Origin of the sequence: Mycoplasmopsis bovirhinis (assembly GCF_900660515.1) — a bacterium.
GTDB classification, from domain to species: Bacteria; Bacillota_I; Bacilli_A; order Mycoplasmatales; family Metamycoplasmataceae; genus Mycoplasmopsis; species Mycoplasmopsis bovirhinis.
Genome location: NZ_LR214972.1, coordinates 827,201 through 849,555 on the forward strand (window position 1 = coordinate 827,201; position 22,355 = coordinate 849,555).

General features: G+C 26.8%; 25 protein-coding genes. All 25 read left to right on the forward strand.

Going from position 1 to position 22,355, the window contains the following annotated elements; all coding sequences use genetic code 4:
• Positions 1 to 22: 22 nt before the first annotated feature.
• The 25 genes from EXC44_RS03470 (at position 23) to EXC44_RS03580 (ending at position 22,341) form a co-directional block, all read left to right on the forward strand.
• Complete coding sequence (locus EXC44_RS03470; RefSeq protein WP_223213765.1) at positions 23 to 1,219, forward strand: PTS transporter subunit EIIC; 1,197 nt, start codon at positions 23 to 25, stop codon at positions 1,217 to 1,219.
• Positions 1,206 to 2,729 carry a glycoside hydrolase family 32 protein gene (locus tag EXC44_RS03475; protein WP_129621843.1) on the forward strand — a complete coding sequence of 508 codons (1,524 nt, stop codon included), beginning with the start codon at positions 1,206 to 1,208 and terminating at the stop codon, positions 2,727 to 2,729. The genes EXC44_RS03470 and EXC44_RS03475 overlap by 14 nt, the downstream gene beginning before the upstream one ends.
• A 12-nt stretch (positions 2,730 to 2,741) precedes the next feature.
• On the forward strand, positions 2,742 to 3,716 hold the full coding sequence (locus EXC44_RS03480) for a PfkB family carbohydrate kinase (RefSeq protein WP_223213766.1): 975 nt from the start codon (positions 2,742 to 2,744) through the stop codon (positions 3,714 to 3,716).
• A gap of 463 nt (positions 3,717 to 4,179) precedes the next feature.
• Positions 4,180 to 4,830 carry a hypothetical protein gene (locus tag EXC44_RS03485; protein WP_129621845.1) on the forward strand — a complete coding sequence of 217 codons (651 nt, stop codon included), beginning with the start codon at positions 4,180 to 4,182 and terminating at the stop codon, positions 4,828 to 4,830.
• A complete protein-coding gene (locus EXC44_RS03490; protein ID WP_129621846.1) occupies positions 4,821 to 5,027 on the forward strand; it encodes a hypothetical protein in 207 nt (68 codons plus the stop codon). The genes EXC44_RS03485 and EXC44_RS03490 overlap by 10 nt, the downstream gene beginning before the upstream one ends.
• Positions 5,028 to 5,107: 80 nt before the next feature.
• Positions 5,108 to 5,389, forward strand: coding sequence for a hypothetical protein (locus EXC44_RS03495; RefSeq protein WP_129621847.1), 282 nt, complete (start codon positions 5,108 to 5,110; stop codon positions 5,387 to 5,389).
• Between the two features lie 63 nt (positions 5,390 to 5,452).
• Positions 5,453 to 6,097, forward strand: coding sequence for a hypothetical protein (locus tag EXC44_RS03500; RefSeq protein WP_129621848.1), 645 nt, complete (start codon positions 5,453 to 5,455; stop codon positions 6,095 to 6,097).
• Between the two features lie 53 nt (positions 6,098 to 6,150).
• Positions 6,151 to 6,906, forward strand: coding sequence for a hypothetical protein (locus EXC44_RS03505; RefSeq protein ID WP_129621849.1), 756 nt, complete (start codon positions 6,151 to 6,153; stop codon positions 6,904 to 6,906).
• A 965-nt stretch (positions 6,907 to 7,871) separates the two neighbouring features.
• Positions 7,872 to 8,723: a hypothetical protein gene (locus tag EXC44_RS03510; RefSeq protein WP_129621850.1), complete on the forward strand. Its 852-nt coding sequence runs from the start codon at positions 7,872 to 7,874 to the stop codon at positions 8,721 to 8,723.
• Complete coding sequence (locus tag EXC44_RS03515; protein ID WP_129621851.1) at positions 8,713 to 10,035, forward strand: hypothetical protein; 1,323 nt, start codon at positions 8,713 to 8,715, stop codon at positions 10,033 to 10,035. The genes EXC44_RS03510 and EXC44_RS03515 overlap by 11 nt, the downstream gene beginning before the upstream one ends.
• 406 nt (positions 10,036 to 10,441) lie before the next feature.
• A complete protein-coding gene (locus EXC44_RS03520) occupies positions 10,442 to 10,822 on the forward strand; it encodes a hypothetical protein (RefSeq protein ID WP_129621852.1) in 381 nt (126 codons plus the stop codon).
• Positions 10,823 to 10,831: 9 nt separating this feature from the next.
• Entirely contained in the window at positions 10,832 to 11,650 is an 819-nt protein-coding gene (locus EXC44_RS03525; RefSeq protein ID WP_129621853.1) for a hypothetical protein, read from the forward strand.
• Between the two features lie 12 nt (positions 11,651 to 11,662).
• Positions 11,663 to 12,442, forward strand: coding sequence for a hypothetical protein (locus EXC44_RS03530; protein ID WP_129621854.1), 780 nt, complete (start codon positions 11,663 to 11,665; stop codon positions 12,440 to 12,442).
• A gap of 241 nt (positions 12,443 to 12,683) precedes the next feature.
• Positions 12,684 to 13,283: a 30S ribosomal protein S4 gene (gene rpsD, locus EXC44_RS03535; RefSeq protein WP_120161458.1), complete on the forward strand. Its 600-nt coding sequence runs from the start codon at positions 12,684 to 12,686 to the stop codon at positions 13,281 to 13,283.
• Between the two features lie 18 nt (positions 13,284 to 13,301).
• Entirely contained in the window at positions 13,302 to 13,511 is a 210-nt protein-coding gene (gene rpmE, locus EXC44_RS03540; RefSeq protein WP_099309488.1) for a 50S ribosomal protein L31, read from the forward strand.
• Positions 13,512 to 13,752: 241 nt separating this feature from the next.
• On the forward strand, positions 13,753 to 14,907 hold the full coding sequence (glpO, locus tag EXC44_RS03545; RefSeq protein WP_129621855.1) for a type 2 glycerol-3-phosphate oxidase: 1,155 nt from the start codon (positions 13,753 to 13,755) through the stop codon (positions 14,905 to 14,907).
• Positions 14,908 to 14,916: 9 nt separating this feature from the next.
• Positions 14,917 to 16,434, forward strand: coding sequence for a glycerol kinase GlpK (glpK, locus tag EXC44_RS03550; RefSeq protein ID WP_129621856.1), 1,518 nt, complete (start codon positions 14,917 to 14,919; stop codon positions 16,432 to 16,434).
• 8 nt (positions 16,435 to 16,442) lie between these two features.
• Positions 16,443 to 17,189: an MIP/aquaporin family protein gene (locus tag EXC44_RS03555; protein WP_129621857.1), complete on the forward strand. Its 747-nt coding sequence runs from the start codon at positions 16,443 to 16,445 to the stop codon at positions 17,187 to 17,189.
• A gap of 81 nt (positions 17,190 to 17,270) precedes the next feature.
• Positions 17,271 to 18,242 (forward strand): dihydroxyacetone kinase subunit DhaK, encoded by a 972-nt coding sequence (dhaK, locus tag EXC44_RS03560; protein WP_129621858.1) that lies wholly within the window; start codon positions 17,271 to 17,273, stop codon positions 18,240 to 18,242.
• A 3-nt stretch (positions 18,243 to 18,245) separates the two neighbouring features.
• Positions 18,246 to 18,857, forward strand: a complete 612-nt coding sequence (dhaL, locus tag EXC44_RS03565) for a dihydroxyacetone kinase subunit DhaL (RefSeq protein WP_129621859.1) — start codon at positions 18,246 to 18,248, stop codon at positions 18,855 to 18,857.
• A gap of 2 nt (positions 18,858 to 18,859) precedes the next feature.
• A complete protein-coding gene (locus tag EXC44_RS03570; RefSeq protein WP_120161444.1) occupies positions 18,860 to 19,252 on the forward strand; it encodes a PTS-dependent dihydroxyacetone kinase phosphotransferase subunit DhaM in 393 nt (130 codons plus the stop codon).
• A gap of 264 nt (positions 19,253 to 19,516) precedes the next feature.
• Positions 19,517 to 19,708: a hypothetical protein gene (locus EXC44_RS04015; protein ID WP_223213756.1), complete on the forward strand. Its 192-nt coding sequence runs from the start codon at positions 19,517 to 19,519 to the stop codon at positions 19,706 to 19,708.
• Between the two features lie 26 nt (positions 19,709 to 19,734).
• On the forward strand, positions 19,735 to 19,983 hold the full coding sequence (locus EXC44_RS04095) for an IS3 family transposase (protein ID WP_334295155.1): 249 nt from the start codon (positions 19,735 to 19,737) through the stop codon (positions 19,981 to 19,983).
• Positions 19,971 to 20,249: a hypothetical protein gene (locus tag EXC44_RS04020; protein ID WP_223213757.1), complete on the forward strand. Its 279-nt coding sequence runs from the start codon at positions 19,971 to 19,973 to the stop codon at positions 20,247 to 20,249. The genes EXC44_RS04095 and EXC44_RS04020 overlap by 13 nt, the downstream gene beginning before the upstream one ends.
• A gap of 445 nt (positions 20,250 to 20,694) precedes the next feature.
• Complete coding sequence (locus tag EXC44_RS03580) at positions 20,695 to 22,341, forward strand: hypothetical protein (protein WP_129621860.1); 1,647 nt, start codon at positions 20,695 to 20,697, stop codon at positions 22,339 to 22,341.
• Positions 22,342 to 22,355 lie beyond the last annotated feature (14 nt).

The window sequence follows — 22,355 nt, forward strand, 5'->3', positions numbered from 1 at the left end:
ACTTGTTAGATCATTTTCAGAAATTTTTGTACCTTTAATTCCAGTCTTTATTGCAGGTGGTATTTCTTTAGCACTTTCATCATTTATTTCAACAGTATCATCGTCTGCTTCTGCAACAGCAGCTAAGAACTTTTTTGACTTAATCGGTGGTGCAATTTTGGATGGCTTGCCTGCTTTAGTAGGTTATACAGCTATGAAAAAATTTGGAGGTAATCCATTTTTAGGATTAGCAATTGGACTCACAATGATTTCTCCAGCTCTTGTTAATGGATGAAGTTCATCAAACAAAGAAGCTGTAGAAAATGCTTTTGCACTTTTCCCTAATGCCCCAGAATTCTTCCAATGAAAATTCATTGGTTACCAAGCACAAATTTTCCCAGTTTTACTTATTATAGCATTAGCTTACTATGTTGAGAAATTACTTAAAAAGTACACTCCAGAAGCTTTAGCTATTGTAGTAATTCCACTTTTTACAGTTCTAATTAGTGTTTTCTTTGGTTTTTGATTCATTGGACCAATTGGAAGATACATCGGAATTGGTATAGGATACGCAGCTAATGCTATCTTTACTTACACTAACTTCCCTGGTTTTGGATTAGGAGGACTATTAATTCGTATGGCTTATCCATTTATAGTTGTTACTGGACTTCACCAAGGATTTACTGCAATTGAAGCTCAATTAATTACTTCACAAGGGTTTACATGAATTACCTCAATTGCGACAGTTTCAAATATTGCTCAGGGAGCTGCAGCTCTAACTATGTTTGGTATTTTATACAAAAAATCACCTAAACTAGCTTCTTCATCATTATCATCAGGAATTGCTGCTAATTTAGGAATTACCGAACCAGCAATGTTTGGTACTAACATTCCATTATTTTTCCCAATGCTTGCAGCTTCAATTGGTGCAGGTGTTGGAGGATATTGAGTAGGTATGTCACAAGCTGTAGCTAGCTCATTAGGTTCAGCTTCATGACTAGGATTTATTCAATTCTCACCAGTAAGAAGTGAAAAATTATTAATCTTCTATACTGAATATGAAAAAGCAGTTCCATGAGGGTCAAAAATGTTCTTCCACAGAGCAATCTCTCCTCTAGCTAATATTGCAATTGCTTCTGTATTGTCTTCAATTACAGCAGCTTCATTAACATTTGTCTTTTCAAAAATATTTGGTAAAAAAACATTAGAAACTTTTATTAAAGATAATGAAAGTTCTTAAACCAAGTAATTTTAATGATAAGCAAAGAAAATTAGACCAAATTAAGCAAGAAAATTTAGGTAAAACATATGTTTATAGTGACGAGATTTTACCCGAATTAAGTGCTAAATTCAAACAAGCAAAAGGTGATGTTTATTTTAATAAACTTCACCTTTCTTCTTACTCTGGACTTTTAAATGATCCAAATAACTTTGTTTATCATAATAATACTTACTATATTTTTTACCAATGAAACCCCTTTAATCCTATTCATGCTAATAAACACCAAGGATATTTTACCACCAAAAACTTTCTAGATTTTAAATTTGAAGGATTAGGATTAAGACCTTCAAATAAATATGATGCAAGTGGTATTTATTCAGGATCAGCTTTTTCAGAGGGTAACAACCTTTATTTATATTACACAGGGAATGTTAAAACAGGTAATTTATATAAAGCACTTGAAAATATTTCAAATACAATGTTTGCTAAATTTAATGATGATTGAAAAGTTACTGAAGCAAGTAAGAAATTATTATTTGAAGTAGATAAAACTAAATATACAAGACATTTTCGTGACCCTTTTATAGTTAAAAACAAACACACTTATTATTTATTACATGGTGCTCAAAACTTAGCTTTGAAAGGAAAAATTGTTGTTTATAGTTCTGTTAATCCTGACTCAGATTTTACTTGAGCTGGAGAAATTAAGTTTATTAACGCACCTAAGGAATTAGAAGAAGCATTCATGCTCGAGTGTCCTAGCTTTGCTAGAAATGACGACAAAGATGTGATTTTTATTTCAACACAAGGTTCTTATTTTTATTATAAAGATAATCAAAATAGAGATATGTCTATTTATCTCTTAGGTTTAATGGATTGAGACAATTTGAGTTTTAATGTTGAATCATGAGATTTATTAGACCTTGGTTTTGATTTTTATGCGCCGCAAATTTTGAATAATTCTAATGATAAAAAACTTACTTCAATTGCTTGAGCTGGAACACCTGATACTGACTCAGTGGCTACTTTTGAAAAAAACTATGCTCATTCATTAACTTTACCAAGAAACTATTGAATTAAAGATAATAAATTATATTCAAAATATATAAAAGAATTTGAACAACTTTTTGGTAATTTTGAAGCTATTAGTACTAAAGTAACAAAGCTAACTCAAAGACAAAACCTCATTTATTTAAACCCAAAAATCAAGAAATGATCTTTTGAATTTAATAATTCAAAACGTGATAATCTTAAATTTAGTTATAATGAAGGTATTTTAACAATTGATCGCACTAATATGTCCTTTAGCTTTGCACCAAATTATCCAAATATTATAACAAGAGCAATAAAAGAAATTAAATCATTAACCATTATTCAAGATGCATCATTACTAGAAATATATTTAAATGATGGTGAATACGTTTTAACTACTAAATACTTTATAACTGGAACAGTTAATTTAACTTTAAACAGCGAATTTTATGGTTATACTAGAAAAATCGAAAATTTAAATATTAACTGAGGGTAAAGAGCAAAGATTTTAGCTCCTGGTGAAGCTCTTTATGATGAATATCATTTTGCAAATCAAAAAATTGAAGTGCAAGTAGGTGGAGCTGCATTAAATGTTGCTGCTGTAATTCAATTTCAAGATCAAAATACAATTTTTACTGGTACAATTGGAAATGATGTTAATTTTGCAATTTTAAATTCTTTTGATAAAGCAAAATTAACTAAGGATTATTTATTTCTAAGCAAAGATAAACCTACCACAAAAGCCATTGTTACTTTAGACCAAACTGGAGAAAGAAGCTTTAAATTTTTAAGGGCTGCCGATGCTGAATTAGACTATCAGCTAGTTAAAAATCTTAACTTTGATGCTTTAGTTTTAACTTCAGCAACTGCCTTTTTACGTGGTAAACTTTATAATTCTTATCTACAATTGGTAAAAAAAGCCAAAAAAGAAAATAAGAAAATTTTCTTTGATCCTAATTATCGTAAGGCACTTTATCAAGATAATTTAGAAGTTTTTTTAGTAAAAGCTAAAGAATTCCTTAACTATGCAGATTTTATTAAATTATCTGAAGAAGAATTATTTTTAATAACCAACACTAAATCTTTAGAACAAAGTTTTAAAGTATTAGAGAATTACCCAAATAAACTTTTTCTTATAACCTTAGGTTCACATGGAACATTAGTTTACAAAGATAAAAGATATTTTATTGTGGAATCTAAAAAAGTAAGGCAAGTTGATTCAACTGGTGCTGGTGATGCTTTTTTTGGTACTTTTATTGATAAATGATTTGAAGATAAAAATGCTAACTTAAAAGAAATTGTTATTGATGAAAATTTAATTAACATTATTTTTGATGCTAATTTAGTTGCAGGTTATGTTGTCACTAAACTTGGCGCTAGGTCATTACCTAGTTCAAATTATGATTTTAAAGTAAAGGCCGCAAGAAAAAGACTACTTAAAAGATTTAAAGAAGAATTTATAAATGTTTCAAAAAATAATTAAAATTTTAGTTCCAGTTGTATTTATTTTAGGGTTAATAACAGGATTAGTACTATGTTTTATTATTGAGGGTTTAAATAACAATTGATATAATTTTCTAGTTATCCCTTTAGGTGTTGGTGGAATTTTAACTTTCTTTGTATTAGGAATTTATTTTGTTTTTAGACCTAGAAAATAAATTAAAGCAATATGCTTAAGTTACAAGCATATTGCTTTTTAAATAATCATAAATTTTTTATGGTATAATACGAGCAATTTATTAAATATATTTAATAACGTAAATTTATTGTAAAGGAGTCAAATATCACAAGGACCTAGTTATGCATTTATTAATTTTGGCAAATGACATTGGTTGGACAAAGAAGAATTTATATATCTTTTTAATTATACCTATTTAATAGTTACAGTTTTTATTTTGCTTATGTTGTCATCTTTAATATTTTATTATTTAAATTACTATCTTGATTTGAAAAAGCAAAAACTTCCATTATTACATATTTATAATTTACTTAACGGATCTACAAAAGATTTCTTTATTAAAAATAAAATTAAACTTCCTCCAGAAAATTTTGAAATAATTAAAAATCTTATTCGCAAATATGATAAATACCTTGAGAAAATAAATGATAATAGTATAAGAAAAACTGATACTTCAGTTATGTTTGTTTTAACTACAATTACTTCTGCTGGTGTTGTTTTAATCAACTTTAGTTACGAAGGACAGTATGTTGCCCAACATCTACTTATCCTAATAATATGTATTATGTATTTTATTTACATAGTCCTTGCTTATAAAAAATATAATAATAAGTTTTTAATTAAAAATATAAAAATTTACGAGTCACTACAAGAATGAAAGTTACTAAATAATAATTTAACTGAATTTAAAGAATGAAATCAAATAATAATGCCTAATAATGTGTTTAATAAAACAAAAGTTAAGATATTTATTAAAAATCATTTGAATCAAAAGTTTCATTTTACACTTAACTTAAACACAAATAATTATGACCCAGAAATTTTTAAAACTCAACTATCTTATTTGGAATTTTTATACTTACTGCCATGAGATAAAATTTATAAAACAAAAGAAAGTGATAAGGCAATATGAAATTAAAAAAAGCTTTTATTTCAAATTTAGATATTATTCAAGTTACAAATTTTGCAACTGCAACTAGTGTAACTAACACAGCAAAAATAGAAAATATCAATTTGAAAACTAATTTCAACGAACAAGAATTTTTAAATAATTTAATACCTACGATACAAAACTCAATTCAAGATTTAGTTAATCAAAATCCCAGAAACCTATAAGCTTTGCTTGATCATAGTTCTAATCGTGCTTCAAACGAACTAAAACAATCTTAATAGAGAATGTTATTTCACAATTTCAAGTGCGAATTAAAAATAATAATCAAATTGATTTGACTCCTAAAGCTTTAATTTATAAAGCTAATTTTTTAGAGAAATACAATACTGAATTAAAAAAGAATCTTCGAGAAAAACCTAGAGTAACTAAAATATATACTGTTCCAAAACAAATAAAAACCGAAGAAAATTGAACAATTAATAATGATCAAAATACTTCAAAAGTAATTAATGTAATGTATCAAAGGCAATTTGAACTCTTGAAAGAACAAAAATTCTTACATTCACAACTAAGAAATGAACAATAAATAATTAAAATTTATAATATAGCTATTGTAACTCTAACGGCTTTAGTAGTTGTATCTAGTATTTTGGCTTTCTTGTTTCCTGTTTCGGCTCTTGTTAGTGCTTGTTTTAGCACTTTAGCTTGGGCTTTAGGCTATATTAGAGATTATAATGTCACAAGAGCTAATTCAATTCACCAAAGTTTAAAATGACTTGAACAAATTAATACAACTTCTTATAACGAGACATTAAAAACTACTGCTAAAATGTCTCTTGATGTTTATTTAATAGTTAATCAAATTAATACCGCTTATGAATTAACTTCAAAAGTTTTAACAAAAGCAGGAGAAAACATTCTATCTGGCCTTAGCATAAGTTATGATATAGTTTCACTTTTTCAATCATTCGAAGATCTAAAAAAAGATTACGATGATTTAAGAAGAATTTTTGATAAAAAGACACAGCTTCAAGACTTAAAAAAAGAAAACACTGCTCAGTGAGAAGAATTTAAGAAATTAAATAAAATAGTTGTTGTTTCAGAAACACCGCAAATTAAAGCATACCAAGATGGTGGCACTGGAGGAACCAATATGATATTCAAGCGTCTAATTGATGGGAAAATCTTTACCCGTAAGCAAATGCTTGCTATGAGCAAATATGAATTAGCTAGTTATAATTTAATAAAAGTTAAAAGAACCGTTACAAAAAATAATAAAACTTATTCATACTAGTATATAAGAAGCAAAAAGAGCAATAAAACCTTAAATGATAACTTAGGATAAAAATGTTTTTTGTCTCAATGATTGTTATTTGAATTTTTTTGATTATCATATGAATTTTAGTTAGTATTTTTGTTATATATCAATACAAAAAAACAAGATATTTAAACTTACTAACTGCTAATTTATACTTTATTGCAACTAAAGATACTCAAGGGTATTTCGAGAAGAATGCACTTAAACTTGAAGATTGATTTTTTGAATTTTTGGAATCTATTATTGACCAATACAAATACTTTTATCAAAGAAAACTCAAACTCTTATATGTAATTAAAACAATTTATCCTATGACTGGCCTTTTAGTAGTATTTTTCAGTTACTTTATTATTTTTGTTTTGGAACATTTATCTTTAGGATATATTGTTGGAATTTCTATCTTTGGTTTTTTTATTATTATACTTATTTTGAAAACAATGTATTTAAATAATGATTATTATACTACTTATAGAATTTTACAAATTGATTGAGCTTTGATTCAAAATTGAAAAAGAACTAATGACAAACTTTCTGGTAATAATTTTATTACTTTAGAAGAGCTAAAAAGTATATATCACCAAAAATTTCAAAATCCTCAAAAAATTAAAATTGCAAATAAAAGTTTATTTAGAGGTTGTTTTAGTTATCAAATAAATTATCAAGTAGTAGTTAAAGAAATTTTTGATACACCAGAAAAATACTTGTATTTTTCAGCTATTTTACCTTATGATAAAATTAAACTAAATTCTAAAAAAGTATCATTTGATTTCTTTAAAACATTTTAGTTTAAATTACATATTAATTAAAATCTAATTTTAGTTCTGAATATAAATATGATAATGAAAAAAATTTCTAACCTATTTAACTAGGTTAGTTTTTATAAATTTACCTTTAACTACATTTTCTTGCTCTTTAACATTTATTAAAAATCAAATTTAACAAATGTATGATAAACTTTTTCTTAAATATAAAAATATTTATAAACTAGTTACCTTTGTACTAAAAGAATAATTAGAAGATAATGATGTTATATAAAAATATTAATATATGCAACTAAACATAGATACATTTAATAGAACTTTCTTTGATAATTATCCTCTTTATTTAGAAGATATAAAGAATTATTGCTATAGAGCAACTAATTTTATAAGAATTTGAAACTGAGGATGAATTTGATACTTATATTATAAAAAGATTTAAAGAATTAAATTAAACTAGCTAGTTATTCAACAAAGGTATTAAAACTTATTTTATGAATTGCATTTAAATACCAAGATGCATACGAAGTTCTAAAAATAATTATATTTTTATTATACCTAGTACTAATAATATTAAAACTTCTAAAGCATGATTTATAATTCCTATTTATGAAAATAATATACTAAAAATAAATTGAATTAGTGCTTATTAAGATCATGATGAATTAACTTAATGAATACCTGTTGCATATTTAATAAAGCATCTAATATTTGCGAAGCATTCTTAATTAAAAACAATTTACATATTCAAATACAATAAAATATTTCAAGTGATAAACAAAGCCTACATACTTTAGTGATAAAGTTACTAAATGATATAACACATAATTTAAACATTATTTATAATAAATTTTGCTTTTTAGACTTAATAACAAAACCCCTTCTAGATAATGTGAATCTAGGAGGGGTTTATATTTTTAGCGAATTTATGAACATGATACTTTATGTTGTTAAATTGAAATATAGTATAATAAATAAAGTTAGGAGTTATTTTGTACAAAGGAATTTTTCGAGCTTCAAATTTTATTAATTTTGGACCTAAAAGTACGTGAAGCAATGATCCAAATAATTTTTGAATTTTATTAAAATATGATTATTCAGATACAGTTTTAATTAGTGTAACTATTATTCTCGCTTTACTTATCATATTTTCACTTACCAAAAAATATTTATTGATAACTAAGTTTAAATTACCATTTTTTCACATTTACAATATTTTGAATGGAAATACAAAAAGTTTTTTTATTAAAAATAAACTAAAAATAGATCATAAATATTTTGAAATAATAAACTTAGTCTTAGAAGATTATAATAAATTTTTAAATCAAGTATATTGAAAGAAGACTATAAACTTTATTAGTTCAGAAAATATCTTGACCTTATTTATTTGAATTAATAGTGTTTTAAATATAATTTTAAGTTTATTTATTATTAATGTTGAATATTATATAACAAGCATTATTATATTTCTTTTAACACCTACATTAAACTTTATCTATTACATTATTTTAATTAAAATAAATATTAAAAAGTATGTTATTGAAGATGTGGATTATAAACAAAAACTTAAAGAGTGAGAAGTATTTAATTCTAAGTTAGATATAAAATGTAATTTTTTAAATATATATAATGATAAATTATTAACTATTTATAATACAAATAAAAAATTATTTTTTAAAGACTTATCAAATAAATTAATTAAAGTTAAGATAAATTGGAAATATAAAAATTCAAATCAAAATATCTTTAAAACTTTAGATGATTTTGAATATTTTAATAAAATTATGCCATTAGATCTCTTGACGTGAAATAAAACAGGTAGGGTAATAATAAATGAATTTTAAAAAAGCTTTAATTTCTAATTTAGATATAATCCAGGTTGCTAATTTTGGTGCTGTTACTAGTGTTGCTACTAATACACAAAGAATCCAAGAAAGCAATATTTCAGAGCAAAGTCAAACTAATTTAGTTAATAATGTTTTGCTAACTGTTCAGACTACTTTAAAAGATTATGATCATATTAATGATTTATCACAAACCAAAAATACTGAAAAAAATCACAAAATAAAACATACTTTTTTAACTAAAGTAACTGATAATCTGGATTTAGAAAAAAGTAACAAACTATTAACTAACAAACATGTAAAATCATTTTTAAAAAAATCAAATTTAGTTGAAAAATACAATAATGAGTTAGTTAAAATTTCAAAAGAAGTTAAGACTACGAAAGTTGCAAAAGAACTACAAAAAGCACCAGAACGTCTTTTAACACAATATAATACTTATATAAATAATGACCCAGGTACTTCTAAAGTTATACATATACTCTTAGAAAAATATCAAAAACTTTTTAAAGTAAAATCTGAGCTACAAACAAAATTATTTGAAGAAAAACAAATAAATAGAAATATACAAGTTGCCATTGTTACACTAAGCGCTCTCGCTGTTTTTAGTAGCTTTATTGCTTTTTTTGTGCCGCCATTAGCTTTTGCTGCTGCATCAGCTGGAGCTCTAGCAATTTTGCTTAGCGCCATAAAAGAATATCGAAAAATTAAAATTAATGCTATAAAAAAGCAATTAGAATTATTGGGTAAATTAGAAAAAGGAAACTTTAATGATGTAATTACTGATACTGCTAAATTAGGACTAGATTTAGCAGTATCAATGATTCAACTTGCTGGTAAAAAACAAATTGCAAATTCTATTTTTGCAAAAACTTTATCAAAAGGTTTTAGTTATTTTAGTTTTGGATATGACTTTTTAGGCCTTGTTAAAAATTCTGTTCAACTTGATGGTGATGAGCAGGAACTAAAGAATTTGTTGTCAGAAGCAAAACAAATTGAATTAATGAGAAAAAACTATAATGACCAATGAGTTAATTTTAAAAAACTAAATAAAGTAGTTGTAGTTTCTGAGACTAGACAAAACTATGCTTATAAAAGTGGTGGAACAGGGGGAACTAATGTGTTTTTTAAACGACTAATAGATGGCAAAATTTTTAGTAGAAAAGAAATGCTTTCTATGAGTAAGTATGAACTGGAAAGTTATACTTTAATAAAAGTTAGAAGAACTGTAACTAAGAACAACCTAAGATATTCATATGAATATCTTAGAAGTAAACATAGCAACAAATTGCTAGAAGATAATTTAGGTTAAAAATGAGATTTGAACTTATTCTTAGTGTTTGAATTATATTATTTATATTATGATTATTGTTAATTTTGTATATTTTTTTATATTTAAAAATAAATCATAAGAACAATATCCACTTTTTTCCAAATTTATTTTTTATAGCAAAAAAAGAAACTCAAAATTACTACATTAAAAAAGAAATAAAATTAGAGGATTTTTATTTTGAAGCTTTAATAAAAATCTTTAATGACCAAAAGCTAAAATATAAAAAATAGAAATTTCACTAAATTACTTCCAAAATGCAAACATTATAATTTTTTTAGCAATTATCTTCTTTAGTTTTTTAATACCTATAGCATATTTTGAATTTATTACTCCAAATGCTGAATATTTTGGAACTTTTTTAGTTTTAGGCTTAGTTTTTTATTTATTGCTTTTATTCACTTTTATATTTTCAGCATGAATTTTAAGAATCATTTACTGAAAATATTTAGCAATAACAGAGTTAAGTGTTAATAATATTGAAAGATGGAAAAACAAAAACAAAGATTTTAGCAATGAAAAAATTTTTATTTCATTGCCCGAACTTAAGGAAATTTCAAACAAACCAAAACCAAGAAATTTTTTGATTTCGAGAGACCAAAAATTTTGATATTTCTTTAAATTTAAGATTGCTTATAATAATGAAGCTAAAGAGTATTTTGCTTCTTATGAACAATATTTATATTTTTTAATGGTATTGCCTTATAACACCATTAAAATAAATGCAACAAAAGTTACTCAAAACTTTATTAAAAATTTAGATAAATAAAAGGAAAAAATGCTTTCACAAATTTTTTTTAAAATTAATGAATCAACTGATTTTAAACCAGGATCATTACTTGATAGTTTTCTTTGATTTATGTTTCGACCACCTCTTTGAAATACTATTTTAACATCTGCATTACTTGTTTTATTAACTATCTTTTATATTTGGTATAAAACTTTTAAATTTCGTAAGTGAAAATTACCTTTTTTCCATATTTATAATTTATTTAATGGTAATACAATTAAATTTTTTATGGAAAATAAAATAAAAATAAAGCAAAAATATTTTAAAGTTATTGATTTATTACACGATGAATACCAAGATTATTTAGCATCGCTAAAATTCAAAAGATTACGCTTTTGAGACCAATTTATCTTGTTAATTTTTATTTTACTATATGTTTATGCAATAATGCATGTTGTTTACCTTAGTAAAGATCATTATTTAAATCAAAGCATAACTGTATTTATTGGAACTCTTTGTACAGGTGTAATATTTTTATTTATTTATAAGTTTAATACTAATAAATTTATTATTTCAAGTTTCCATTTTAAAAAATTATATACAAAGTGAAAAACCTTTAACCAAGAATTAGATGATACAAGAGAACTAAGTCTTGTTTTAAATAATTTAGATAATTTACCATCAAAATTATTTTTAATTGAACAAGGTAAATGCTATAAATTTACAAATAATTTAAAATATAAAAATGTCAATGAAAATATTTTTACTACAAAACAAGAGTGAGCATATTTTAAGCAAATTCTTCCTTGATCAATGATTTGTGATAATAAAGCTAAAAAATACTTTATATATAAAGAAAGAAAGTAAAAGGTTTTAAAGATGAAATATGCGATCATGTTTGCTTTTTGGTTTATTTTATTTCTAATATGGTTAATTTTAAGTATTTTTTTATTTATTTATATTAAAAATTCAAGAAGCAACCTTATTGGCCAAGCAAATTTATTTTTTATATCAACAGAGTACACCCAAAAATATTTTCAAAGACGAAGACTTAAGCTTGAAGATTGATTTTTTGACGCTGTGCATAAAATTTTTGAAAAATATGAACTTAGCTACCGCAAAAATGTAATAACTTTGAATTGACTTTGGAGAATTCATGGTTTGATAATGGCTTCATTACTATTTTTTAGTGATGTTATGATGAATTTTTTAAGATTATTAGAAGTCAATGAAACTATTATTATCATAACGTATGTTTTAATAATAGTTTTGTTAGTTTTAGTGAGTATTTATTTTTATTCAGTTTATTTTAATCGTTGAATTATTTTATGAATTAATTTGGATAAAATTGATCAATGAAGAGAAGAAAATAAAAATTTACCAGATCAAAATTATTTTGAACCAAATGATTATTTTTTAAAAAAACTTAATTTTACTAAAAAGCAAACTAAGAGATTATTTATATATTGTTCGTGATTTGTTTTTAATAGTTTTATTCATGAAATTAATTATGATCAATTTGATAATGATATCTTTGCAACAAAAGAACAATACCATTATTTTTTAAGTATCTTTCCATATAATTTAGTTTTAATTAACTTAAAATCTTATCGCAAGATAAATAAAAAAAGAAATTTGAACTCTAAAGAAGAGCACTAATTTTATAGTTCAGAAAAGTTAAAATAACTCTTAAAAACTTATTTAACAATACTATAAATTATGTTATAATAGCAAAGCATTATAAACAGCAGCTTATTATACTTTAAGGGTTAAACCTAATTTTAACGTGCTAATTTTGTTAGTAAAGAAGCTGAATTTAATTGAACACATTAAGTTAAAATTAATTTAAAGTAGAAATGAGCCCTCTTAAAATAGTGCACAATAGAAAAGAGGAAATAATATGTCAAGATATACAGGACCTGTATTTAAAAAATCTCGTCGTCTAGGTTTCTCAATTCTTGAAAGCGGAAAAGAATTCGCTAAAGGGAAAAAAAGAACATATGCTCCTGGACAACATGGGACACGTAGAGTTAAATTATCAGATTACGGTTTACACTTATATGAAAAACAAAAGGTAAAACATTTATTTGGTGTAAGCGAAAAACAATTACGTAAAACTTTCCAAAAGGCTACTAAATTAAAAGGTGTTACTGGTACAAACTTACTTCAATTATTAGAAATACGTTTAGATAACTTAGTTTATAGAGCTGGTTTTGCAACAACTAGAAGACAAGCTCGTCAATTAGTTAACCACGGACACTTCACTTTAAATGGTAAAAAAGCAAACATTCCTTCAATTTTAGTATCATTAGGTGATACAATTGAATTAAAAGAAAAATCACGTGCAAACAAACAAATTGTTGAAGCTTTACAAACTAAAGAAGCAGCTGCATGATTAACTAGAAAAGATTTTGCCTTTAAATTAGATAGATTACCAGAAAGAACTGAAATTCATCAAGAAATCAAAGATGCCTTGATTGTTGAGTTCTACTCAAAATAATAATTAATAAGGAATATTATGAAAAAGAATCTTCACCCAGAATATCATGAAGTGCAAATTGCTTGTTCTACATGTGCAACTAAATTTGTTTTTAAATCAGTAAGAAAAAACTTTTCAGTTGATGTTTGCTCAGGTTGCCATGCTGTATTTACTGGAAATAGAACCCAAGTAAAAGCTACCGGAAGAATTGATAAATTTAACAAACGTTTAGAAAAAATGTCAAAATAACAAAAACTATCATATGCTAGTTTTTTCTTTAATTTTCTTAGTTTTTAGATATTTAAACCTTAAAATATGCATAAAAATGTGGAAATTATTTTCAGATGACTAGTCAACTATAAGTGTTTTGTTAGAGTTTTCAGTAAAAAATATGTAATAATTAAAATGTATGTAACTTTCAACTCTAAATTTAAATATATACTTACATACACCTATTTTAAATATAATCAATTTTAATTTATGGAGATATATGCAAAACAAATACGACATAGTAATTGTTGGTGGAGGAATTATTGGTGGGGCTATTGCCTATGAGCTTTCACAATACAAACTTAAAACCACTTTACTAGAAAAAAATCCAATCTTTGCGGATGAAACATCCAAGGGTAATTCAGGAGCAATCCATGGAGGTTTTGACCCTGAACCACACAAAATTGAGGCACGTTTAAATGTGCTTGGTAACCAACTTTGACGTGAAAAAATTTTTAAAGATTTAACTTTTCCCCATGTAAAAGTTGATTCGCTTATTTTAGCTTTTAACCAAGAGGAAATGGATCATGTGCACATGCTTTATGAAAGAGGTTTAACAAATAAAGTTCCAAAAGAATTCTTGCAAGTTATTGACAAAGAAGAAGTATTGAGACGGGAACCAAATGTCAATCCTAAAGTTGTTGGTGCATTATTATGTACTAGCTCGTATGCCATTGATCCAGTAAGAGCAACTTATGCTTTTATGGGAGCAAGTGAGCAAAATGGCACAGAATTAAGAACTAATGCTAAAGTAACAGATATTAAATATATAAATGATGAATTTAATATTGCTTTAGCTAATGGTGAAAATATCATTGCAAAAGTAGTTATTAATGCTGCTGGTCATTATGCTGATGTATTAGCTGAAAAAGCAGGATATGGTGATTTTAAACAAACTACTCGCCGCGGTGAATATCGAATTTTATCTCGTTCTGAAGCAGGAATTGTTAATTCAATTTGTTTCAAAGTTCCAACAATTCACGGAAAGGGAGTAATTGTTGCTCCTATGCTTGATGGAAGAATTTTAGTAGGGCCAACAGCACAAGAAAATGTGCCAAAAGAAGAAACTAGATTAGTCACTAAAGAAAAATTTGAATATATTGGTCAAATTGGAAAAGAAATTATTCCGTCAATTAGAATGGATAAAACCGAAATGACTTTAGCTGGCTCTCGTCCAATTGACATTGAAACTAATGACTTTGTGATACGTTCAGCTAAAGATAATAAAAAATTCATTAATGCTGCAGGAATGCAATCTCCTGCTATCGCCTCAGCCCCAGCTATTGCACTAGAAATTGCAAAATTAGTACAAGAAGCTGGATTAACCTTGGAAAAAGATCCAAATTATAATCCAAAATTTAAAATTAAATTTTAAGGAGTTTAAATGCAAAATAAATATGTTATTACCTTAGACTCAGGTACTACTTCATGCCGTAGTTTAATTATTAATCATGAAGGGCAAATTGTGGCAAGTAGTCAAGTGGAGTTTGATCAACACTTCCCTAAATCAGGATGAGTAGAACACGATCCACTTCAAATTTGAAATGTGCAATTATCAACAATGCAAAGCGCAAAGCATAAAGCAAAAATTAAATCACATGATATTGCTGCTTTAGGAATTACTAACCAAAGAGAAACAATTGTTTTATGAGATAAAGAAACTGGCTTACCAGTATACAATGCTATTGTTTGGCAAGATCGTAGAACTTCTGAATATTGTGATACTTTATTGTCAACAGAATGAAACGAAAAAATTACCGCTAAAACAGGTTTAATTATTAATCCATATTTTAGCGGAACTAAAATTCGTTGAATTTTAAAAAATGTTCCAGAGGCACAGGAAAAACTTGCCCAAGGTAAATTATTAGCCGGAACAATTGATACATGGTTAATTTGAAAATTAACTGATGGATTAGTACATGCAACTGATGTATCTAATGCTTCAAGAACAATGCTTTATAATATTCACACTTTAGATTGAGACCAAGAAATTTTAGATTTATTTGAAATTCCTCGCTCAATTTTACCGGAAGTAAAATCTTCTTCTGAACATTATGGTTATGTTAAACCAACCTTATGGTCAAATAAAGCACTTGGTAAAGTGCCAATTACCGGAGTAGCTGGTGACCAACAATCTGCTTTATTTGGTCAAATGTGTACTGAAGTAGGTATGGTAAAAAATACTTACGGAACAGGATGTTTTACTTTAGTTAATACCGGTACAACTGCTATTAAATCACAAAATAAACTTTTAACTACTATTGCATGAAAACTTGGTAACCAACCAACTGTTTATGCCCTAGAAGGATCAGTCTTTATTGCTGGCGCAGCAATAAAATGATTAAGAGATTCAATTAAAATTATTTACGATGCCGCTGAATCAGACTTCTTTGCTTCATTAGTTAAAGATGACCAAAGAGTTTACTTAGTTCCTTCATTTACTGGTCTTGGTGCACCATATTGAGATTCATATTCTCGTGGTGCAATCTTTGGACTTGAAAGAGGAACTAAACGTGAGCATTTAGTTAAAACGACCTTAGATTCAATTGCTTACCAATCAAATGATTTAATACAAGCTATGGCCAAAGATTTAGGAAAACCCATTATTTCATTAAAAGTTGATGGTGGAGCTTCAAAATCAAATTACTTAATGCAGTTTCAATCATCAATTTCAAATGTTAAAGTCCAAAGACCATCTAATATCGAAACTACAGGTTTAGGAGCAGCATACCTTGCTGGACTAGCTGTTGGATATTGGAAAAACATTGAGGAAGTAAAAACTCTTAACTTACCAGACAAAGTTTTTGAACCAGAGCTTAGCCAAGAAGAAGTTGCTAAACTTCTTAAAGGCTGAAATGAATCAGTTAAACGAACATTAAATTGAATTAAAGATTTAGAATAGGAAAACGTATGTTATATTTATCAGAATTTATTGGAACAATGATTCTTATTATCTTTGGTAATGGAGTAGTTTACAGCGTTTCTGCAAAACGTATGTTTGCTAACCAACCAGGAAAATGAGTAGTTATTGCCTTAGCATGAGGTCTTGCAGTATTAGTTGCTGCAACAGTTGCAATAGCAATGGGTGGCCCAGCTCATTTAAACCCAGCTGTAACAATTTTTTCATTACTTGCAGGTAAGTTTAAAAACTACCATGAATTAGCATTTATTCCATTGCAAATTTTAGGTGCAATGGCTGGGCAAATTATCTTAAACTTTATTAATTGAAAACACATTCAAGAAACAGATTTATCCTCAGTGCGTGCAGCTCACTGTACAGGACCAGCTTATGATAATGTGAAAGAAAACGCAGTTATTTTTAACTTTGCTTATGAATTAGTTGGTACTTTATTACTTGTTGGAGTTATCTTAGCTTTAGGAAGCACACACTTTGCTTTAATTAGTTGAGCTCAAGGTCCACTTCCAGTTGCTTTACTTGTTATGGTAATTGGTATGTCATTAGGGTCATCAACTGGATATGCAATCAACCCAGCTAGAGACCTTGGTCCAAGAATTGTGTACTTTTTAATGGAAAGAACTTTATTTGGTCCAAGACAAAAAGAACATGTTGGTGCTAATTGATCATATTCATGAGTACCAGTATTAGCTCCAATGCTTGGTGGGGCAATAATTGGAGCAATTGCTCTTGCGGTTTAAAAAATAAGATATAATTAAATTTGTGCATTAATCTTGCACAAATTTATTCATGCTTATCTAAAAATTATTTAAAGAGGAACAGTGAAAAAATTTATTAATCAAAAAGAAGCAATTATCGAACAAATGCTTCAAGGAATAGTTAAAACTAATCCAAAATTACAAAGAGTTGAAGGTTATAATGTTTTATATGATAAAACTTATGACCCAAATAAAGTTGCTTTAATTTCAGGTGGAGGTTCAGGACATGAACCATCGCACCTAGGATATATTGGTAAAGGTATGTTAAGCGCGGCAGTTGCAGGAGAAATATTTACCTCTCCAACTCCCGACCAAGTTGAAGCAGCAATTAATGCTTTAGATTCAAAAGTTGGAACTTTATTAATCATTAAAAACTATACAGGGGATAAACTTAATTTTGAAATAGCGCAACAACTTGCTCAAGCTAGTGGCAAAGCAGTTGAAACAGTTTTAGTTAATGATGATGTTGCTGTCGAAAATTCAACTTGAACTATTGGTAGAAGGGGAATAGCTGGAACAGTCTTTGTGCACAAAATTGCTGGGGCAATGGCACAAAGAGGAGCAGGTTTAAGTGAAGTAAAACGTGTGGCACAAAAAGTTGTTGATAATGTGCGCAGTTTTGGATTAAGCCTTAATTCAATAATTATCCCAACAACTGGTAAAGAATCCTTTAATTTACCAGGAGATGAAATTGAATTTGGTCTTGGAATTCATGGTGAGCCAGGAATCAAAAGAACTAAGATGAAAAGATCACAAGAATTAATTAAGGAAATGCTTGATTTAATTCTTAAAGATTTTGATTATCAAAATGCAGAAGTTGCTTTATTAGTTAATGGCTTAGGAGGCACTCCTGAACTTGAATTATATATAGCAGCTAATGATGCATTAGAATATTTAGCATCATTGAATATTACTATTTACCAAACTAAAGTAGGTAACTTTATGACTTCCTTAGAAATGCAAGGAATCTCGCTTTCTTTGCTTAAATTAGATAGCGAATTAAAAGATTTATTAAAAAGAGGAAACAGAGGTTAAAACTTGAAAATAAATTTATCTAAAGCTAAAGAAATAATTAAGTCAATTCATGATGAATTGACTAACCAAATTGATTATATATCAGAATTAGACCAAGCCATTGGTGATGGCGATCATGGTTATAATATTTCTAGGGGCTTTGCAGCCGCAATTGCCTTAGATACAAATAATTTAAACTTAGAACAGTATTTTGCCTTAGTAGGAAAAACCTTAATGGCTAAAGTAGGGGGTGCTTCAGGTCCTTTATATGGAATGTCGTTTTTAAATGGCTCAAAAGCTTTTAAGGATTTAGAAACAATTTCATGGGCTTCCTTCCAAAACTTTACCAAAAGTTTTGCAGATACCTTAGAAACTTTAGGTAAATGTAAATTAAATGATAAAACTATGTATGATATTTGAAGACCTTTTAGTCTTAAAGTCTTTGAGTACCCTAAGTTTAACGATTCAATTAGAATAGAATTATTAAAATATTTAGAAACTTTAGTGATCGCAACTAAAGATATGGTTGCCACGAGAGGAAGAGCTTCATATCTTAAAGATCGCTCCTATGGTTCAATTGACCCAGGAGCTTATACGACTGCTATTATCTTAAGATCATTAGTGAAGGGATTATAATAATGAATAAAAAATTATTTATTTTAATTAGTCATTATTATAATTTAGCTAATACTTTGAAAGAGTATTTAACTAAGATGCTACCAATTAATAATGATAATATTAAAATTATTGCGTTAGGCGGAGTAAACCAAGGAACAGAACTAGGGACTGAGCCAATGCAAATTTTAGAAGCTATTGAAGCAAATTCTGAGATAAATGAAATTTTCATTTATTCAGATTTAGGCTCAGCAACCTTAGGAGCTCAAGCAATAACTAACTTAGTTTCAAACAAAGAAATTTACGTAGCTAAGGGAGCTTTTGTTGAAAATACCTTTGCTGCTTATGTTTTAGCTAATGCAGGAGCAAGCTTTAATGAAGTAAAGCAAGCAAGCGAAGAAAAAATAGCTAAATAACTTATTTAACAAACACCATTAACTTAATAAAATAGACAGGGAAAAAATATTCGGATAAAATCCGAATATTTTTAATATAGAGAAAAAGAGGTATTTATGAGACATTTAAAGACTAAAGAATGAGTCCAAATTTTTGACTCATAGGATAAATATTTGAGCTTAACTATAACTAAAGCAGAATTTGAAAATTACTGTTTTGATAACTGAGAAATATGTTAAAGAAAAGAAAATTATATAATTTAAATATGAACATAGAATCTCAAAGTGGTAAATCACCTAAGAAAGATAAAGAAAGTTCTTGATTATACATGAATTGATATGCTTAAAGATGATGAAAAAGATGCAGTTATAAAATACTACTATCGAATTTTTAATGAAAATAATATTGATGCAGACATTAAAAATATTAAAGAAATTGAAAATCTGTCGTCAAAAAAGAAAGCAAAATTTTTTTAATAGCAAGATCTACATATTATGAGAAATTGAAACATAATCATAAAGCTAAAGAGTTAAAGATTAAACATAAAGAAATAATTTTTCAAAGTTTTGTTGAAAATAAAGAGAGGTATGGACGTAGAAGACTCGCTAAATATATTTTCCAAGAATACAATATTGACATAAATCCTAGAACCCTAGGAAATTATATGAAAAAGCTTAAATTGAAACATTTGTTAGACAAAAACGTAAAACAAAAGAGTCTAAAAATACATGTGTTAAAGTGCCTGATTTAGTAAAAAGAGATTATAATTCATGCAACGATAATATATATGCAACAGTCGTAACCTACATACAAGCACCAAAAGATATTAAACAGAATCACATTTATTTATCAGCAATTATTGATCACAAAACTAAGTTTGTGACCTATGAATTATCACTTAAAAATGATACCGAACTAGTTTTGAATAATATCAGTAATACAAAATTTAAAAATTATTTTATTTTACATTCTGACCATGGTTCTGCTTACTCATCACTTGAATATACTAAAAAATAGAATCCCTAAAAGGTAGAATATCAATATCAAGAATTGGCAATAGTCTTGATAATCGTGAAATCAAGTATTTCTTTTCCATTCTTAAAAGCGAGATTTTCCTAAATTTTGAACAAACATGTAAAAGATTTACTTTTATTGAATTATCACAAAAAATTAAAGAATTTATAAACTGATATAACTATAAAAAAATAAGATAAAAAACCTTACCCAACCATACCATTTGGCTAAGCCAAAAGGAATGGTTGGGGAAGGTAAAACCGTCCGGAAAAAATTTCCCAGTTTAAAACGGTGTTTGTTTTACTTTTTTAGGCTTTATTAAGTATTTTAAAATAATAATGTTTTTTTTTTTTTTTTTTGAAAAATCTATATAATTTTTTATAGTAATTCAATTAATAATTAATATATTACTAAATTTAATAAATTTTATATTTAAACAGGAGTACAAATGACAAAAAAACAATGAATCTTATTAGGTGGAGGACTTACATTTGGTGGTGCTGTTGTGGCTACTGCTGCAATTATTGCAGTAACTAGCAAAGGTAAAGCAAATGAAGTTACACCTGCAGATAATTTTAAGAAAAATAATCAAACAGTTTTAACTAAAACTGTTGCTAATATTACAATAAATGATAAAGCAACATTACAATCAGCTTTAAGTGCTTATGCGCAATTAACACCACAAGAACAAGCTAAGTTAGTTAACGAAAAAGTTAAAATGGATCAACTTAACTTACAAATCCAAGACTTAGAAAAAATTGCTAAGTTTAAATCTGATAATAGTGCTGCTTTAGCTAAAACTAAAACAACTGTAGCTATTTCAGATAAAGCTGCAGTTGATGCTGCTTTAACTAACTATAGTCAAGTTGTTGGAACTATTATCGATGGAATTACAAAATTACAAAGTGAAAAAACTTTATTAGATGATCTTAGAAAACAAATTAACGATTTAGAATCAGCCAAAGCCTTAAATGATCATAATACTTCAGAAGCTGATAAATTCAAACAAGATAATGCTAATATTTTAGCTAAATCTAAGGCTTCAGTGCAAGTTAGTGATAAAAGTGATGTTGAATATGCATTAAATTGATACGATAAATTTGATCAAGCTATTAAAAACCTTTTAAGCAGTGAAAAAAGCTTACTAGATGAACTTAAAGTTAAAATTCAAAATCTTGAACAAGAAAACAAATTTAATGCTGATCATAGCGTTGCTTTAAACTTTACTGTTGAAGCTTTAACCCTCCAAGACAAAACCTTAGTTGAAACTGCAAATAGTGCATTTAATGAATTATCTAATGAAAGTAAAACTAAATTAGCAAGTACTAAAACTTTACTTGATGATTTAGTTGCTCAATTACCTAAACTTGAAACTTTAAAATCACAGCTGCAAACTATTATTGATACTAGAGTTTTAATTCAAGAAGAAAAAACTAAGTTTACAACTTTAGTAAATAATGAGAAAACTTTAAAAGAATATAATAATTTAAAAGATTCTACTTTTGAAGAATACTTTAAGAAAGTTCATGAAGAAATTAAAGCTAAAATTTCTACAGAACTTGGTGACAATCAAGATGCTAAAGATTTAATTGCAAAAGCTGATGAAATCTTTAAAAAGGAAAATTGAACTGACCAAGAAATGAAAGCTTTAGAAGAGCAAATTAAAACAGCTAAAGCTAATAATGCACAATACCAGCTAATTTTTAGTACTTTCACTAAAGAACCTACTGTAGATCAAGAAAATAATAGCATTGTGTTTTATTTGAAAGAAAATATAGAACAAATCAATAAATTCAATGAAAAATTCCCTAAGGTAAAAGTAGTTATTAGACAAGAAGGACAAAACTATGAACAAGAAACAAGTTATTTTATTCGTGAACTTACAAGAGATGAACACAACAATGTTATTGTAAAACTTAAAATAACTACAGGAACTACAGGAACTACAGGAACTACAGGAAAAAAAGCCTCACAAACTCAATTTACAGCAACAATATACTTTAAAGATGAACAGGATAATGAATATAAATACCAAGTTCTAATCCATAATCCTAAAACTAAAACAACTGAACCTGCTGCTGCTGCTGCTGCATAAGATATCTTTAATTA